General features: G+C 69.9%; 14 protein-coding genes. 12 read left to right on the forward strand and 2 right to left on the reverse strand.

Annotated elements, in window-relative coordinates; all coding sequences use genetic code 11:
- Window positions 1-1727: proline dehydrogenase family protein (locus E6O51_RS20910; RefSeq protein WP_408003427.1), on the reverse strand; the 1727-nt coding region annotated here is incomplete at its 3' end.
- 173 nt (window positions 1728-1900) lie between these two features.
- Here E6O51_RS20910 and E6O51_RS20915 point away from each other — a divergent pair.
- On the forward strand, window positions 1901-2362 hold the full coding sequence (locus E6O51_RS20915) for an Lrp/AsnC ligand binding domain-containing protein (RefSeq protein WP_136386972.1): 462 nt from the start codon (window positions 1901-1903) through the stop codon (window positions 2360-2362).
- Between the two features lie 172 nt (window positions 2363-2534).
- On the opposite strand, the gene E6O51_RS20920 is transcribed toward E6O51_RS20915, so the two are convergent.
- The gene (locus E6O51_RS20920) at window positions 2535-3464 is read right to left on the reverse strand and encodes a LysR substrate-binding domain-containing protein (RefSeq protein WP_136386973.1); all 930 of its coding nucleotides are present in this window, start codon (window positions 3462-3464) and stop codon (window positions 2535-2537) included.
- 173 nt (window positions 3465-3637) lie between these two features.
- On the opposite strand from E6O51_RS20920, the gene E6O51_RS20925 reads away from it, so the two are divergent.
- From E6O51_RS20925 to E6O51_RS20975, 11 genes are all read left to right on the forward strand, one after another.
- Complete coding sequence (locus tag E6O51_RS20925; RefSeq protein ID WP_211091482.1) at window positions 3638-5329, forward strand: DUF1302 domain-containing protein; 1692 nt, start codon at window positions 3638-3640, stop codon at window positions 5327-5329.
- Between the two features lie 36 nt (window positions 5330-5365).
- Window positions 5366-6718, forward strand: a complete 1353-nt coding sequence (locus tag E6O51_RS20930; RefSeq protein WP_136386974.1) for a DUF1329 domain-containing protein — start codon at window positions 5366-5368, stop codon at window positions 6716-6718.
- A gap of 196 nt (window positions 6719-6914) precedes the next feature.
- Complete coding sequence (locus tag E6O51_RS20935; RefSeq protein WP_136386975.1) at window positions 6915-8051, forward strand: WD40/YVTN/BNR-like repeat-containing protein; 1137 nt, start codon at window positions 6915-6917, stop codon at window positions 8049-8051.
- Window positions 8048-10447: an efflux RND transporter permease subunit gene (locus E6O51_RS20940; protein ID WP_136386976.1), complete on the forward strand. Its 2400-nt coding sequence runs from the start codon at window positions 8048-8050 to the stop codon at window positions 10445-10447. Before E6O51_RS20935 ends, E6O51_RS20940 begins: the two co-directional genes overlap by 4 nt.
- Window positions 10448-10469: 22 nt before the next feature.
- Window positions 10470-11498, forward strand: a complete 1029-nt coding sequence (locus tag E6O51_RS20945; RefSeq protein ID WP_136386977.1) for a universal stress protein — start codon at window positions 10470-10472, stop codon at window positions 11496-11498.
- Between the two features lie 30 nt (window positions 11499-11528).
- Window positions 11529-12986 (forward strand): methyl-accepting chemotaxis protein, encoded by a 1458-nt coding sequence (locus tag E6O51_RS20950; protein ID WP_230976871.1) that lies wholly within the window; start codon window positions 11529-11531, stop codon window positions 12984-12986.
- Between the two features lie 105 nt (window positions 12987-13091).
- The gene (locus tag E6O51_RS20955) at window positions 13092-14786 is read left to right on the forward strand and encodes a sigma-54-dependent Fis family transcriptional regulator (protein ID WP_136386979.1); all 1695 of its coding nucleotides are present in this window, start codon (window positions 13092-13094) and stop codon (window positions 14784-14786) included.
- A gap of 336 nt (window positions 14787-15122) precedes the next feature.
- Entirely contained in the window at window positions 15123-16052 is a 930-nt protein-coding gene (locus E6O51_RS20960; protein ID WP_136386980.1) for a catechol 2,3-dioxygenase, read from the forward strand.
- 10 nt (window positions 16053-16062) lie between these two features.
- Window positions 16063-16353, forward strand: coding sequence for a phenol hydroxylase subunit (locus E6O51_RS20965; RefSeq protein ID WP_136386981.1), 291 nt, complete (start codon window positions 16063-16065; stop codon window positions 16351-16353).
- Window positions 16354-16414: 61 nt separating this feature from the next.
- Window positions 16415-17407 (forward strand): aromatic/alkene monooxygenase hydroxylase subunit beta, encoded by a 993-nt coding sequence (locus E6O51_RS20970; RefSeq protein WP_136386982.1) that lies wholly within the window; start codon window positions 16415-16417, stop codon window positions 17405-17407.
- 9 nt (window positions 17408-17416) lie between these two features.
- Window positions 17417-17686: an MmoB/DmpM family protein gene (locus E6O51_RS20975; RefSeq protein ID WP_136386983.1), complete on the forward strand. Its 270-nt coding sequence runs from the start codon at window positions 17417-17419 to the stop codon at window positions 17684-17686.
- Window positions 17687-17692: the final 6 nt, after the last annotated feature.

A 17692-nucleotide genomic window follows, 5' to 3' on the forward strand; every position in this document is an offset into this window, starting at 1 on the left:
GGCGCGGCCAGCAGCGGGCCGGCGGCGGCCGGGGCGCTGCGGCTGGCGGCCAGCGCGGCGGCGATGCGCTCGCGCACGGGCTCGGAGGCGAGATCGATGCCCGTCGAGTTGGCGCGTCCGGCGCCGTAGAGCTCGCCCGGCAGTGGAATGCGGGGATGGGGCGCGCCGGCCAGCGGCGCGGCCTCGGCCACCGGGTCGGCGATCAGCGCTTCCACCGGGACGTTCTCGTCCACGATGCGGTTCACGAAGCTGGAGTTAGCGCCGTTTTCCAGCAGGCGGCGCACCAGGTAGGCGAGCAGGGTCTCGTGGCTGCCCACCGGGGCATAGATGCGCACCAGGCGGCGCAGGGCCGGGTCGCCGACGAGTTGGTCGTAGAGGGGTTCGCCCATGCCGTGCAGGCACTGGAATTCATAGTCGCCCGGCAGGTAGTCGTCGCCCGCCATGTGGAACACGGCGGCCAGGGTGTGGGCGTTGTGGCTGGCGAACTGGGGGTAGATCACGTCGCGTGCGCCGAGCAGCCTGCGGGCGCAGGCGAGGTAGGACACGTCCGTGTAGACCTTGCGGGTGTAGACCGGGTAGCCGGCCATGCCGTCCATCTGGGCGCGCTTGATCTCCGCGTCCCAGTAGGCGCCCTTGACCAGGCGCACCATGAGGCGCCGGCCGCTGGCGCGGGCGAGTCCGACGATCCAGTCGAGCACGAAGGGCGCGCGTTTCTGGTAGGCCTGCACGACGAAGCCGAGGCCGTTCCAGCCGGCCAGCGCGGCGTCGTGGGCCAGCGCCTGCAGCAGGTCCAGCGAGATGTCCAGCCGGTCGGCTTCCTCGGCGTCGATGGAGAGGCCGATGTCGTACTGGCGGGCGAGCAGGCACAGGGCCTTCATGCGCGGCAGCAGTTCGTCCACCACGCGCTCGCGCTGGGCCCAGACGTAGCGAGGGTGCAGGGCGGAGAGCTTCACCGAGATGCCGTTGCCGTCCACCACGCCGCGCCCCGCGGAGCCCTGGCCGATGGCGCGGATGGCTTCCTCGTAGGAGCGGTAGTAGCGCTCCGCGTCGGCCGCGGTCATGGCCGCCTCGCCCAGCATGTCGAAGGAGTAGCGGTAGCCGCGCTTCTCGGCGCTGCGGCCGCGGTCCAGGGCCTCGTCTATGGTGCGCCCGGTGACGAACTGCTCGCCCAGCATGCGCATCGCCAGGTCCATGCCCTTGCGGATCAGCGGCTCGCCGCCGCGGGCCAGCAGCCGGGTCAGCGCGCTGGCGAGGCCTTCCTCGCTGCTGGTGGAGACCAGCCGGCCGGTGATCAGCAGGCCCCAGGTGGCGGCGTTGACGAAGAGGGACGGGCTCTGCCCGATGTGCGCGCGCCAGTCGCCGCCGGACAGCTTGTCCCGGATCAGGCGGTCCGCGGTGGCCCGGTCGGGCACGCGCAGCAGGGCCTCGGCCAGGCACATCAGGGCCACGCCCTCCTGGCTGGAGAGGGAGAACTCCTTCATCAGCGCGTCCACGCCCGAGGAGCGCACGCGCTTGCTGCGCAGCCCGGTGACCAGCCTGCGGGCGAGCTCGCCGATGCGCGCCTGCAGCGCGTCGTCCACCCGCGCCGCGCTGACCAGCGGCGGCACGCACTCGGGTTCGGGCGTGCGCCAGGCGGCGTCGATCTGCCGGCGCAGCGCGTCGCGCGGGACGGCGGTGAGCGCGGCCGACGCCGCGACGGACGAGGGGAACGAGGGGGACAGGCTCACGGCAGGGACTCCATCGGGTTCGCATCCGGCGCACGGAAGACCGCCGTCACCGGAATTTCAAGTGGCTGAAATATGGGTGAAAAGCAGCAGTTAATGGCTCCAAAAATCGGGCTTATTCAGACATAATTCCTGACCTTTTCCTGATTGACAGGCATTTCGCCTGCTGCACCGCAATGGACCGGATCGATCTGAAGATACTCGCCGAACTGCAGGCGGACGCCCGCCTGTCCCTGGTGGAACTGTCGCGCCGCGTGGGGCTGACCAAGACGCCCTGCGCGGAGCGCATCCGGCGGCTGGAGAAGGCGGGTGTGATCCGCGGCTACCACGCCGACCTGGACCCGGAGGCCATGGGCGCCGGGCACATCGTCATCGTGCAGGTGCTGCTTTCCAGCACCACGGCCCACGACCTGAAGCGCTTCAACGACGCGGTGCGGCGCATCCCGGAGATCCAGTCCTGCCACATGATCGCCGGGGATTTCGACTATCTGCTGAAGGTGCGCACGCGGGACATCCACGAGTACCGGCGCGTGATGGGGGAGCAGATTTCCGAGCTGCCCTGCGTCAAGCAGACCCACACCTACGTGGTGATGGAGAACGTCAAGGACGAGTCGAGCGTGCCGGTGGCACGCGGCTGACGGTGTTTGTTATAGCAATACGACGTATGGGATGACGCGGATGCTCCCTCCCCTTCAAGGGGAGGGCTGGGGTGGGGATGGGTTTACCGGCAGGCTGAACCGAAACCCATCCCCCTCCTGGCCTCCCCCTTGAAGGGGGAGGGACCCACCCTCCACCAGCGTTCCCATATATTCAGTTGCCGATCTGGCGTGATGCCTCTGCCTGCGCGGCGTGCATGCTGCGGCAGGCCTGCACCGTCTCGCGGAAGGCCGCGACGATGGGGGACTTGTCGCCCTTGCGGTAGATGCAGCACAGGTCCACGAAGCAGCCCGGCGGGGTATCCGTGAGCCGGCGGTAGATCACCCCCGGCAACTGCAGCGTGGTGGCCGATTCCGGCACCAGGCACACGCCGAAGCCGCCCGCCACCAGCGCCACGCCGGTGACCGCGTCGCCCACCTCCTGGGACACCTGCGGCTGGAAGCCGCTGGCGTTGCACAGGCCGACCACCTTGTCGATGAAGCTGGGCCGCGTGCCGGTGGGGAAGAGCACCATGGGGTGGTGCTTCAGGTCGGGGAAGCGGATGCGCTCGTGGCGGGCCAGGGGATGGTCGGCCGGCACGGCGAGCAGCAGGTCCTCGGTGGACACCTGGTCCACCGCGATGTCCTCGCCGGGGGCCACCATGCGGTTGAAGCCCACCGAGATGCGCCGCTGGCGCAGGGCCTCGATCTGCTCCACCTTGGTCATGGTGTGCAGCACCACGTTCACGTCCGGGTAGCGGCTGCGGAAGGCCAGCAGGAGCTTGGGAATCCTGTCGAGGATGGCCGAGCCGAAGATGGCCACGTCCAGCCGCCCCAGCCGACCCTGGCCGGCGCGCTGGGTGCGCTCGGTGGCCTGCTCCACCAGGGCGCGGATGTTGCGCGCCTCCTCCAGGAACAGCTCGCCGGCCTCGGTGAGCTCCACGCCGCGGGGCGTGCGCAGGAACAGCCGCGCCCCCAGTTCCTCCTCCAGTTGCTGGATCTGCCGGGTCAGGGGCGGCTGGGAGATGTGCAGACGGGCCGCGGCCCGGCCGATGTTCTGCTCCTCGGCGACGGCGATGAAGTAGCGCAGGTGGCGGAGGTCCATGGGCGGGCCCGGTCGGTGGGGAGAGGCTGCCGATGATAATACCTTCAGGGTATGGAGAGGCCGATTTAATGGTATTGGACGGTAAATCCTCCGGTCGATAAGGTTTGCCCCATCCCCGGCGCCTAGCGCACGGGGGACAACAACAAACCACATCGTTGATGGAGGAGGAAGACATGGGACACGAGCGGTATAGCCCGTTCGGCCGGCCGGGCATGCTCCGGCGCCGTACGTCCGGTGCGGCGGTCGCCGCCTGCGCCGTGTTGTCGATGAGCGGGGGCGCGCAGGCGTTCCAGATTCCCACCGACAACCCCGACGCGCAGATGACCTGGAACAACACGCTGAAGTACAGCGCCGGCTGGCGGGTGCGCAGCGCCGATTCCAAGGTGGCCGACAATTCCAGCGGCCCCCAGGCCAACACCAACGACGGCGACCTGAACTTCGATCGCGGGCTGATCTCCAGCCGCCTGGACCTGCTCTCCGAGTTCGACTTCCGCTACAAGCGCAACGCGGGCTTCCGCATCAGCGGCGCGGCCTGGTACGACGAGGTCTACAACCGCTCCAACGACAACCCCGGCGCCCTGGGCGGGGCGCTGGTGAACCAGCGCTCGGCGCCCCACGACGAATTCACCCGCGCCACCGAGAAGCTGCACGGGCGCAAGGCCGAGTTCCTCGACGCCTTCGTGTATGGCAACCTCGCGCCCGGCGGCATGAACCTGAACCTGAAGGCCGGCCGCTTCACCCAGCTCTACGGCGAGAGCCTGTTCTTCGGCAGCAACGGCATCGCCGGCGCCCAGACGCCCCTCGACCTGGCCCGCGCCCTGTCGGTGCCCAACTCCCAGTTCAAGGAAGTGGCGCGCCCGGTGGGCCAGGTCTCCGCGCAGTTGCAGATCAGCCCGGACGTGTCCGTGGGGGCCTACTACCAGGTGGAATGGCGCAAGTCGCGCCTGCCGGCGGCGGGCAGCTACTTCAGCTTCGCCGACTTCGTGGACGACGGCGGCGAGACGGTGATCCTGGGGCCGGGGGCGGTGGTGTTCCGCGGCGAGGACATCGAGGCGAAGGATTCCGGCCAGGGCGGCGTGCAGGTGCGCTTCAAGACCGCGAACGCGGAATTCGGCGTGTATGCCGCCCAATGGCACGACAAGATGCCCCAGTTCTACCTGCGCCCCGGGGTCAACGTGAAGCCCGGCAGCATCGGCGACTACGTGCAGGTGTTCGCCGAGGACATCCGCGCCGTGGGGGCGAGCTTCAGCACCCTGGTCGGCGAGACCAACGTGGCCGGCGAACTCTCCGTGCGCGACAACATGCCCCTGGTGGCCAGCGGCAACACCGTGGTCCTGCCCGGCAACACCACGGCGGACGGCGGCGGCGACGCGGCCTTCCCGGTGGGCCGCACCCTGCACCTGAACCTGTCGGCCATCAGCGTGTTCGGCGCCAGCCCCCTGTGGGACGGCGCTTCCTTCGTCGGCGAGTTCGCCTACAACCGCCGCCTGAAGATCACCGACAACGCCGACCAGCTCGACCCCGAAGCCACGCGGGACGCCAGCGCGCTGCAGTTCGTGTTCACCCCCGAGTACTTCCAGGTGGCGCCCGGGCTCGACCTGCAGGTGCCCATCGGCCTGAGCTACGGCATCGCCGGGCGTTCCTCGGTCAACGGCGCGCTCTTCCCGGCCGAGCACGGCGGCAACGTCACCATCGGCGTCAAGGCGGACTACCAGCGCACCTGGCAGGCCAGCCTGAGCTACACCCATTACTTCGGCGCGGCGGGTTCCATCATCAAGTACGGCACCGCGGTGCCCGAGCTTTCCTACAAGAACTTCCACCGCGACCGGGACTTCATCGCGCTGTCCATCCAGCGCACGTTCTGACGCGGAACGGCCGCAGATAAAACGAGGAGACGAGACATGTTCAAGCACAAGCTGATCTGCGCGGCGCTCGGCGCTGCGCTGCTGGGCGCGGGAAGCGCCCAGGGCGGAGTGTCGGCCGAAGAGGCCGCCCAGTTGAAGAGCACGCTCACGCCCCTGGGCGGCGAGCGCGCGGCGAACAAGGACGGCAGCATCCCCGCATGGACCGGCGGCCTGACCAAGGCGGCGGCCGGCAAGGCCATGGGCGACATCCCCCTGGAACTCTTCGCCGGCGACAAGCCCCTGTACCAGGTGACCGCGCAGAACGCGGGCGAGCACGCCGCGCTGCTCAGCGAGGGCACCCGCGCCCTGCTGCAGAAGTACCCGGACAGCTTCCGCCTGGACGTGTACCCGACCCGCCGCACCGCCGCCGCGCCCCAGGGCGTGTACGACAACGTGGCGAAGAACGCCACGCGCTGCTCCACCACCGACGGCGGCTATTCGCTGCAGGGCTGCATCGGCGGCACCCCGTTCCCGATCCCCAAGACAGGCGTCGAGGTGATGTGGAACTACCTGATGCGCGTCGAGGCGCCGTCCATCGAGTACCGCTTCAAGAACATCGTCGGCAACGCGGACGGTTCGCATACGCTCGCCACCCGCAACGAGATCGCCTTCCAGTACCCCCAGTATTACGACGGCGCCACGCCGGAGAGCTGGTCGGGCGAGTACGCCATCCTGCGCTTCAACACCCTGGAGCCGCCGTTCAAGGCCGGCGAATCCCTGGTGATCCGCGACAGCATCGACCAGAAGAGCGCCCGCCAGGCCTGGCAGTACCTGGTCGGCCAGCGCCGCGTGCGGCGGGCGCCCACGGTGGCCTACGACACGCCGGACTTCGTCGCCTCCGGCGCCAACTACTTCGACGAGGTGCAGGGCCTGTTCGGCTCGCTGGACCGCTACGAGTGGAAGCTGGTGGGCAAGCAGGAGATGCTGGTGCCGTACAACAACAACGGCTTCATCGGCGCCCCGCTGAAGAATGCCCTGGCGAGGCACCACCTCAACCCGGACCACGTGCGCTGGGAGCGCCACCGGGTGTGGGTGGTGGAGGCCACCGTCGCGCCAGGCAAGCGCCACGCGGTGCCCAAGCGGCGCTACTACCTGGACGAGGACACCTGGCTGGTGGTGCTGATGGACGGCTACGACGCCGAAGGCAAGCTATGGCGCACCACCCAGGTCACGCCCTTCGTGGTGCCGTCCATCCCGGCCACGCTGATCAAGACCGCCACCGTGTTCAACCTGCAGGCCAACACCATGAGCATCATCCAGGCCCTGAACGAGGAGGACTTCAAGGTCGTGCCACCCAAGCCGGAAACCTACTTCACCGGCGACGCGGTCGCCGCCGAAGCCTCCCGCTGACCCACCGTCCGCCGTGCCGGCCGGCACGGCGGACATCGAAAGAGCCCGCACCATGTCCCGTTTCACCCTCTCCGGCCGCCGCCACAGGCTGGCCGCGACCCTAATATCATCAGCCCGGCAATCAGATACCGTTCGGGCTGAGCCTGTCGAAGCCCATCCGGAGCCAATGCCCTTCGACAAGCTCAGGGCGAACGGAATGGCGTATTTCATTGCCGGGTTAATGATGTATTGCCTGCTCGCCCCGCCCACCATGGCGGCCGGGGCTGCCGGCCGGCTGCCCGATCTGCTGGACCTGCCCGCTCCGGCCGATGCCCGCGCCCAGACCGGCACCCAGCTCGCCGTCGCCCGTGCCGGCGAGCGCCTGGTGGCGGTGGGCGTGCGCGGCACCGTGCTGCTCTCCGACGACCACGGCCGCTCCTGGCGTCAGGCCCGCGCCGTGCCGGTCAGCGTGGCGCTCACCGACGTGCATTTCCCCACCGCCCAAGAAGGATGGGCCGTCGGCCACAGCGGCGTGGCGCTGCACAGCACCGACGGCGGCGAGACCTGGACCCGCGTGCTGGACGGGCGCGAGATCGCCCGCATCGTGCTGGAGGACGCCCGTGCCCGCGTCGATGGCGGCGACGACAGCACGGCCGCCGCCCGCGCCCTGCGGGACGCGGAACGCCTGGTGGAAGAGGGGCCGGACAAGCCGCTGCTGGCCGTGCACTTCGCCGATGGCGGGCGCGGCTGGGTGGTCGGCGCCTACGGCCTGGCGCTGGTCACCCAGGACGGCGGCAGGAGCTGGCAGTCCCTGGTGGGCCGCATTCCCAATCCCCGCGGCAACCACCTGTACCGCATCCAGGCCGACGGCGACGCGCTGCTGATCGCCGGCGAGCAGGGCGTGCTGTTCCGCTCCGCCGACGGCGGCGAGAGCTTCGAAAAGATCTCCACGCCCTACGGCGGCACCTTCTTCGGCGCGCTCGCCCTGGACGGCGGCGGGCTGCTGGCCTACGGCCTGCGGGGCAACGCCTGGCGTGGGGAGGAGGGTGGAGAGAGCGGCGCGGCCTGGACCCAGGTGGCCATCGACCTGCCGGTGACCCTGACCGGCGCCCAGCGCCTGGAGGACGGCAGCATCGTGCTCGCCGACGAGAGCGGCCGCCTGCTGCGCAGTACGGACGGCGCGCGCAGCTTCGCCCCGCTGCCGGCCGCGGCCGCCACCGGGCTGAGCGGGCTGGCCCAGGCGGCGGACGGCGCCCTGATCGTGGCCGGCGCCCGCGGCCTGGCGCGCATCGAACCGGCCCACCTCGCGCCCTCCGCCCGCTCGGCCCACTCCACGCAGGAAGAAACGCGATGAACCACGCCCATGCACTGCCGGCCGGCGCGGTGATCGCCGACCTGGCCGACTTCGACCGGCGTTCCGGCTCCCTCGGCGAGCGGCTGCTGTTCAACAACCGCTTGGCCATCGTCGTGCTGTGCCTGCTGATCACCGTCGTGCTCGGCCACCAGGCCCTCGGCCTGCGGCTCAACGCCGCGTTCGAGAAGATGATCCCCACCGGGCATCCCTACATCGCCAACTTCCTCGAACACCGCAGCCAGCTCGCCGGCATGGGCAACACCCTGCGTATCGCGGTGGCGGCCACGGACGGGGACATCTTCAGCGCCGAGTATCTCGACACCGTGCGCCGGCTGTCCGACGAGGTCTTCCTGCTGCCCGGCGTGGACCGCCCCTACATGAAGTCCCTGTGGGCGCCGGCGGTGCGCTGGACCGGCGTCACCGAGGACGGCCTGGACGGCGGGCCGGTGATCCCGGACGACTACGACGGTTCCCCCGCCAGCCTGGAGCAGGTGCGGGTGAACGTGGAGCGCTCCGGCGAGATCGGCCAGCTCGTCGCCGCCGACTACCGCTCCAGCATTGTCCTCGTGCCCCTGCAGGAACGCATCGCGGAAACCGGCGAGCGCATCGACTACCACGCCCTGTCCCAGCGCGTCGAGGAGCTGCGCGCCAAGTACGAATCCGACCGCATCCGCATCCACGTCACCGGCTTCGCCAAGGTGGTGGGCGACCTCATCGACGGCCTGCGCCAGGTGCTGGTGTTCTTCGCCGCCGCGCTGGCGATCTGTACCGGGGTGCTGTACTGGTACACCCGCTGCCTGCGCAGCACGCTGCTGGTGATGCTGTGCTCCATGATCGCCGTGGTGTGGCTGCTGGGCATGCTGCCGCTGCTGGGCTACGAGCTGGACCCGTATTCGGTGCTGGTGCCCTTCCTGGTGTTCGCCATCGGCATGAGCCACGGCGCGCAGAAGATGAACGGCATCATGCAGGACATCGGCCGCGGCACCCACCGCCTGGTGGCCGCGCGCTACACCTTCCGCCGCCTCTTCCTCGCCGGCCTCACCGCGCTGCTGGCGGACGCGGTGGGCTTCGCGGTGCTGATGGTGATCGACATCCAGGTCATCCAGGACCTGGCCGTCACCGCCAGCATCGGCGTGGCGGTGCTGATCTTCACCAACCTGGTGCTGCTGCCCATCCTGCTGTCCTACACCGGCGTCAGCCCGGAAGCCGCCCAGCGCAGCCTGAAGGCGGAGCTGATGGAGGCCGGCGACACGGCGCACCGCAAGCATCCCCTGTGGGCGTTCCTCGATCTCTTCACGCGCACACCCTGGGCCACCGTGGCGGTCGCCGTCGGGCTGGCGCTGGGAGCGATCGGCCTCGCCGTGAGCTTCCAGCTCAAGATCGGCGATACGGACCCGGGCGCGCCGGAACTGCGCCCCGACTCCCGCTACAACCGGGACAACGCCTTCATGGTGAGCAACTACGCCGCCAGCAGCGACGTGTACATCGTCATGGTGAAGACGCCGCAATACGCCTGCGCCCACTACGACACGCTGATGGCGGTGGACGCCCTGGAGCGGGAACTGCGGCAACTGCCGGGGGTGGAGGGCACCAGTTCCCTGGCCGGGCTGGCCAAGATCGCCAACGCGGGCATGAACGAAGGCAGCCTGAAGTGGTACGAGATTCCCCGCTCCCAGGACATGCTCAACGCCATCATCACCCGCGCCCCGCGGGAGATGTTCAACCAGAACTGCGACCTGCTGACGGTGTACGCCTACCTCAAGGACCACAAGGCCGACACGCTGGCCAGCGTCGTCGCCACCGTGGAAGCCTTCGCCGCACAGTACGGCAGCGAGGACGTGCGCTTCCTCAACGCCGCCGGCAACGCCGGCATCGAGGCGGCCACCAACATCGTGGTGCGCAAGGCCAACGTGCAGATGCTGCTGCTGGTGTATGCGGCGGTGATCGTGCTCGCCTTCATCGCCTTCCGCTCGTGGCGGGCGGTGGTGTGCGCGGTGGTGCCGCTGATGGTCACCTCCGTGCTGTGCGAGGCGCTGATGGTGTGGCTGGACATCGGCGTCAAGGTCGCCACGCTGCCGGTGATCGCGCTGGGCGTGGGCATAGGCGTGGATTACGCGCTCTACGTCATGACCGTGCTGCTGGCCCGCCTGCGGGAAGGCATGAGCCTGTCCGAGGCCTATTACCGCGCGCTGATCTTCACCGGCAAGGTGGTGGTGCTGACCGGCATCACGCTGGGCGCCGCGGTCGCCACCTGGGCCTGGTCGCCGATCAAGTTCCAGGCCGACATGGGCATCCTGCTCGCCTTCATGTTCGTGTGGAACATGCTGGGCGCGCTGATCCTGCTGCCGGCCCTGAGCCATTTCCTGCTGCGGCCCAAGCGCGCCGTGGCGGTCTGAGAATTCCGGGGAGACACGCTTCATGTACCGTCATCTGCTGGTACCGCTCGACGGCTCGGAACTGGCGACCACGCTGGTGAGCGGGGCGCTGGAACTGGCCCGCGCGCTGGGCGCGCGCATCACCTTCTTCAGCATGCGCGAGGACTACGGCGCGAGCCAGGAGGGCGCGCTGGCGCGCACCCTGTCGCCGGACACCTTCGCCGCGGCGGCGGCCGGCGGGGCCAACGCCATCGTGGCCAAGGCGCTGGCCGCCGCCGAGGGCGGCGGGGTCGAGTGCGCGGGGCTGGTGCGCACCGGCAGCCGCCCCCACGAGCTGATCGTCCAGGTGGCGGACGAGTGCGGCTGCGACCTCATCTACATGGCCTCCCACGGCCGCCGCGGGCTGAAGGCGCTGATGCCGGGCTCGCAGACGCAGAAGGTGCTGGCCCACACCACGCTGCCGGTGCTGGTGGCGACCGTGGAAGCCAACGCGGCCTCCACCGCCAGCGAGGCGGCCATCGCCGTGATCCAGGACGAACACCGCTCGATTGCCGCGGTGATCAACGGCCTGCGCCGCCTGGCCGCGCGGGCGCGGGCCGGCGGGGAGGTGGATTTCGGCTTCCTGGGGGCGATGCTGCACTACCTGCGCAGCTTCGCCGAGGTGCAGCACCACCCCAAGGAGGAGCAGTACCTGTTCGCCCGCCTGGAAGAACGCAGCGACGAACTGGCCGACGTGCTCTACGGCCTGCGCCGCGAGCACCGGGAAGGCACGGCGCTGCTCGCGGAACTGGAAGCGCGGGCCGCCGAGTGCTGCGCGGGCGCCGCCGAGGGCGCGGGCGATCTGGCCGAGGCCATCGACCGCTTCGCCGACGCCCAGTGGCGCCACCTGAGCGCGGAGGAGAAACTGGTGCTGCCCGCCGCCCGGCGCCACCTGACCGAGGAGGACTGGCTGCTGATCGGCCGCGCCTTCCGGGACGAGGGCGACCTGGCCCGCGGCAGCGAGCGCGACGCCGCCTACGCGCAGATGTTCGCCAGGCTGATGAACCAGGCCGCCGACGAGGCGCTGGGCTGAGCCATGGACGGGCTGCGGACGACGGCCGGCATGCTGGTCCTCGCGTCGGCGGCGGCGCTCGCCGGGGCGGGTGAAGGCGGGGTGCGCTGGGCGTGGGCCGGGCTGGCGGTGGCGGCCGCGGCGCTGACCCTGTGGGCCATGGCCCGCGAAGCGCGGGCGGTGACGGCGGCGGTGGATGCCATCCGCGCCCGGCTCGACGATCCCGCGCCGGTGGCCGGCGGCGCGCGGGGAGCGGTCGCGCGGCTGCAGGAAGTGCTGGCGGAGAAGGTGGCGTGCGCCGCGCAGATGGGCGTGCTGGCGAGCGAGCTCACGGTGGCCGCCGGCAGCCTGGTGTCCAGCTTCACTGACGTCGTCGCCGCGGCCGACCGGCAGTCGGCCCTCGCGGTGGGGTCGGTGGACGAGGTCAAGGACATGGCCGGGCGCGTGCAGGACATGTCGGCCGAAGCCCGCGGCCTGGCCGGGGCCTCCGCCGCGGCACGGGATCACGCGGCGCAAGGCGGCGCCCAGGTCGGCTTCGTGTCGGCGGCCCTGGACGAACTGGCGGGGACGGTGGCCGGGGCGGGCGCGGAGTTCGACCACGTGCGCGCCCAGGTGTCGCGCATCGGCGAGATCGTCGCCATCATCCAGGCGATCGCCGGGCAGACCAATCTGCTCGCGCTCAACGCCGCCATCGAGGCCGCCCGCGCCGGCGAGCAGGGGCGCGGCTTTGCGGTGGTGGCCGACGAGGTGCGCAAGCTCGCCGAACGCACCGGGGCGGCCACCCTGAGCGTGGGCGAGATCATCAGCGCCATCGGCGAGGGCATAGACCGCCTGCACCACGGCCTGGAGCGGGCCGGCAGCGGCACGCGGGACGGCGTGGCGCGGGCGGGCGAAGCCTCCCGCGCGCTGGACCGGATCGCCGCCGCCGCCCACGACACCGCCGCGGCGGTGGAACGCATCGCCGGCGGCGCCAGCGCGGGGGCCGAAGCGGCGGCGCGCTTCGTGGATGGCTCCCACGGCGTCGCGCAGTTGGCCGGCGAACTGGACGAGCGCGTCAACGGCTGCAACGGCGGGCTGCGCGAACTGATGATGGGAATGGTGGACCTGAAGGCGCTGGCGGTGCGCCTCGACGTGGGCCGCGACGCGATGGCCGCCGTGCTCGACGCCATCGAGGAGACCCGCGTGCACAACATCCTGGTGCTCAACGCCCGCGAACCCGCCCAGGCACTGCCCCACATCGAGCGCATCCACGCGCTGGACGGGGAACTCGACGTGCAACTCGACCGCATCGCCGGCACGGCGACGGGGCCGCGCGGGGAGGGTGTCCGCACCTTGCGGCGCGCCCTGGCAGAGTACCGCGGCGTGCGCGACGAACTGCTCCGTGCGGCGCGCAACGGTTCCCTCGAACAGGTGCGCGAAAGCGGTGCGCCACGCGTTAGACTGGCGTACCGAGCGGTGAAGGAGGCCTACGGGGCGCTCGCCTCGCCGACCACGGAAAAGGCGGCATAGCGGCGCACGCGCCGCCGGGCGGCGGAGACGAACGGAACCGGACGCGGCACAGGACCGGGGCACAGGCGGAAGCCCGTGCCCGAGAACCGGGCGGGAGCGAGACACATGGCAGGGGAAGGACTGATCGAGCGCTTCAATCTGCGCTCGCGCCTGCGCTTCAACATCGACGCGGGGCAGATCTGGCTCGACGAGAGCCGCATGCTGCTGCTGCATGCCAAGGCCTTCGGCGCCCTGCGCCGGGAGCTGTTCGACACCCTCGGCGCCAAGCGGGCGCAGGGGCTGCTGCTGCGCATGGGCTTCGCCTCCGGCCAGCAGGATGCGGAATTGGCCGCCAAGCTGTACGGCGAGGGCGACAACTACGACGTGTTCCGCATCGGCCCGGAACTCCACGCCTTCGAGGGCCTGGTCAAGGCCACCATCACCCGCGCCGAGATCGACTGGGAAACCGGCAGCTTCTTCGGCGAGGTGGACTGGGTCGGCTCGTGGGAGGCGGAATCGCACCTGCAGCAGTTCGGCGCCGGCCACGACATGGCGTGCTGGAGCCTGGTGGGCTATGCGTCCGGCTACAGCACGCGCTTCTTCAAGCGGCCCATCGTGTTCCGCGAGACCAAGTGCATCTGCCGCGGCGACGACAAGTGCGTGATCGTCGGCAAGCCCGCCGAGGCCTGGGGCGACGACGACTACCTGGAATACTTCCAGCCCGAGAACATCGACGGCCAGATGCGCGAGATGCAGGAAGAGCTGGCGCGCCTGCGCGGCCACCTGCGCGAGCAGCGCAGTCCGGGCACGCTGGTGGGCAATTCGGCCAGTTTCCGCGCCGCCTTCGACCTGCTCAGCAAGGCCGCCGCGAGCCCGATCAACGTGCTCCTGCTCGGCGAGACCGGGGTCGGCAAGGAGGTTTTCGCGCGCTGGCTGCACGAGCACAGCGAGCGCGCCGAGCAGCCCTTCGTGGCGGTGAACTGCGCCGCCATTCCCCACGAACTGATCGAATCCGAACTCTTCGGCGTGCAGAAGGGCGCCTACACCGGGGCGCAGCAATCCCGCTGCGGGCGCTTCGAACGCGCCGACGGCGGCACGCTGTTCCTCGACGAGGTGGGCGACCTCTCGCCGTCGGCCCAGGTCAAGCTGCTGCGCGTGCTGCAGACCGGCGAGCTGGAGCGCCTGGGCGACGACCACACGCGCAAGGTCAACGTGCGCTTGGTGGCGGCCACCAACGTGAACCTGCAGCAGGCCATCGCCGAGGGGCGCTTCCGCGCCGACCTGTACTACCGCCTGGCGACCTATCCGGTGGTCATCCCGCCCCTGCGCGAGCGCAAGACCGACATCCCCCTGCTCGCCGCGGCGCTGATCGACAAGTATTCCCCCGCCTACCACAAGCGCGTGCAGGGGCCGACCGACCGGGCGCTGGCGGCGCTGATGGACTACGACTGGCCGGGCAACGTGCGCGAGCTGGAGAACCTGATCGAGCGCGGCGTGCTGCTGGCGCCCGCGGGCGGCTGGATCGAGGTGGAGCATCTGTTCGCCGGCGGCATGCCGCCCTCCGGCGGGGAGGTGCAGCTCGACCGGCGCGGCATCGTCGGCAGCGCCGAGGAGGCGCGGCAGGACGGCATCTGCGAGCAACTGCTGGGCGAGGGCTTCGACCTGCAGCTCCATGAAAACCGCCTGCTGGCGCTGGCGGTGCGCCGCGCCGGCGGCAACCTGACCCACGCCGCGCGCCTGCTGGGCATCTCCCGCCGCCAGCTCGCCTACCGGCTCAAGCAGGCGAACGGCGAGGCGCCGTGCCCGGAACCGCCCGGCTGAGGGTTCCCTTCGACGCCCGTCCGCCGCCATCCCGACAGCCCGCGACTGCCCCCGCAGCGCGGGCTGTGTGTTTTGGGCGACCCATGCGCGCCGCCCATGCTGCGCCGCAGCTCGACCAATTTGTCAGGCGCCGGCGGCCCCTGGACAAAAAGGTCCAGCGGGGTAGGGCGGAGCGAACGGCGGATTTCGATGGTTTTCCTTGAAAAACAATGCGGTAAGTCCTGTGGCACGGTCCCTGCAATAAGTAATACCGAAGCACCCATAAGCAAGGCCGATGCGGGGCGCCCTACTGCACCGCGCAAACGGCCGATTCACTTCCGTTGGAGGAGACCGAAGATGGCAATGACAGGCGTCCTGAGACCCGGGCACGCGCAGGTGCGTGTGCTCAACCTGGAAGAGGCGGTGCGTTTCTACCGCGACGTGCTGGGCCTGGTGGAAACCGGGCGCGACACCCAGGGGCGGGTGTATTTCAAGTGCTGGGACGAGCGCGACCACAACAGCTACATCATCCGCGAGGCCGACAGCGCGGGCATCGATTTCTTCGCCTTCAAGGTGCTCGACCGCGCCACGCTGGACCGGCTGGAAGCGGACCTGCGCGCCTACGGCCTGGCCACCGAGCGCATCCCGGCAGGCGAGTTGCTGGAGACCGGGGAGCGGGTGCGCTTCGAGCTGCCCTCGGGCCACCTGATCGAGCTGTACGCGGAGAAGAAGGCCATCGGCAACGGCATTCCGACCGTGAATCCGGCGCCGTGGCACGGTGCGCGGGAGCACGGCATCGCCCCGGTGCGCCTGGACCACGCGCTGCTGTATGGCCCCGACATCGCCCAGGTGCAGAAGATCTTCACCGAGGTGCTGGGTTTCTACCTGGTCGAGCGCGTGCTGACGCCGGACGGCAACGGCAACGCGGCGATCTGGCTGTCGTGTTCCCACAAGGTGCATGACATCGCCTTCGCCGAGTACCCGGAGAAGGGCAAGCTGCACCACTGCTCCTTCATGATGGAAAGCTGGGAGCAGGTGCTGCGCGCGGGCGACATCATGTCCATGAACAAGGTGGCGGTGGACATCGGCCCCACCCGTCACGGCGTCACGCGCGGTTGCACGATCTACGCCTGGGACCCGTCCGGCAACCGCTTCGAGACCTTCATGGGCGGCTATCAGCCCTATCCCGATTTCGAACCGCTGACCTGGACCTTCGACAACTTCGGCCAGGGCCTGGACTACCCGCAGAGGAAGCTGCACGAAACCTTCCTCACGGTGGTGACCTGAGGGGGCGGCGATGAGCGCCAGCACCGAAACGCCCGAAGCCGACCTGAGCCCACCGCCCGGATTCGACACCACGCGCCGCTTCGTGCGCGTGAGCGGCGAGCGGCCCAACGGTCTCGTGGAGTTCGACTTCGCCGTCGGCGAGCCGGAACTGTTCGTCGAGATGATCCTGAGCCGCGAAGCCTTCGAGGAGTTCTGCACCGGCAACGAGGTGCAGATGCTGCCGCCCCGCGAGGGGGTCGAGGGCGAGATCGGCGACTGGGACTGGCGCATGTCCGACGCCACGCATACCCGCTTCCGCTGAAGCCTTTCCTTTTCCGCCACACCACGGCGGCGCCCGCCGGGCGCCGCCCGGGAGACAAGTCATGCAGATAGACCTCCGCACGGTCAGCATCAAGCCGCTGCGCAACACCTTCGACCACCTGGCGCGCCGCTTCGGCGACAAGCCCGCATCCCGCTACCAGGAAGGCAGCTACGACATCCAGGCCGCCGAGAACCTGCACTACCGGCCCACCTGGGACCCGGACCAGCAGCTCTACGACACCGGGATCACCCGCATCGTCATGGCGGACTGGTACGCCCTGAAGGACCCGCGCCAGTTCTACTACAGCACCTACACCCTGGCCCGCGCCCGCCAGCAGGACACCGCCGAGGCCAACTTCGCCTTCGTGGATTCCCGCGGCCTGGCCGGCATGCTGCCGGACGAGCTGCGGGAGATCGCCCTGAAGCTGCTGGTGCCCCTGCGCCACGCGGCTTGGGGCGCGAACCAGAACAACACGCTGATCTGCGGCTACGGCTACGCCACCGTGTTCACCCAGCCGTGCATGTACCAGGCCATGGACAACCTGGGCATCGCCCAGTACCTGTCGCGCCTGGGCCTGCTGCTGGGCGACACCGAGGCGCTGGAAGCCGGCAAGGAAGCCTGGCTGCACGGCGCGGCATGGCAGCCCCTGCGCCGCTACGTGGAAGACACCCTGGTGCTGCGCGACCCCTTCGAGCTGTTCGTGGCCCAGAACGTGGCCCTGGACGGCCTGCTGTATCCGCTGGTGTATGAGTCCATCGTGGATGACTGGATGTCCGCCCGCGGCGCCTCGGCGGTGGCGATGCTGACCCAGTTCATGAGCGACTGGTACGGCGAGACGCGCAAGTGGGTGGATGCGGTGCTCAAGACCGCCGCCGCGGAGTCGGAGCACAACCGCGCCGTGCTGCGGGAGTGGATTTCCGCCTGGAGCGCCCGCGCCGCCGCGGCGCTGGTGCCGGTGGCCGAGCTGGCACTGGGCACCGAGGCCGACGACGCGGTCGGCGAACAGGTCGCGGCGCTGTCCGCCCGCGTCGCGAAAACCGGCATCAGCCTCTGAGGAGCCGCCATGTCCACCGTATTCATTGCCCTGCAGGCCAACGAGGAAACCCGTCCGATCATCGAGGCCATCGAGATCGACAACCCGCAGGCGGTCGTCAACCGCGAGCCCGCCATGGTCAAGATCGACGCGCCGGATCGCCTGGTGATCCGCCGCGAGACCATCGAGGAGCAGATCGGCCGCGCCTTCGACCTGCAGGAGCTGCAGATCAACCTGATCACCCTTTCCGGCAACGTCAGCGAGGACGAAGACACCCTCTCCCTGACCTGGAACAGTTGAGCGAGG

The sequence above is a fragment of the Pseudothauera rhizosphaerae genome (assembly GCF_004801305.1).
Classification (GTDB): Bacteria; Pseudomonadota; Gammaproteobacteria; order Burkholderiales; family Rhodocyclaceae; genus Pseudothauera; species Pseudothauera rhizosphaerae.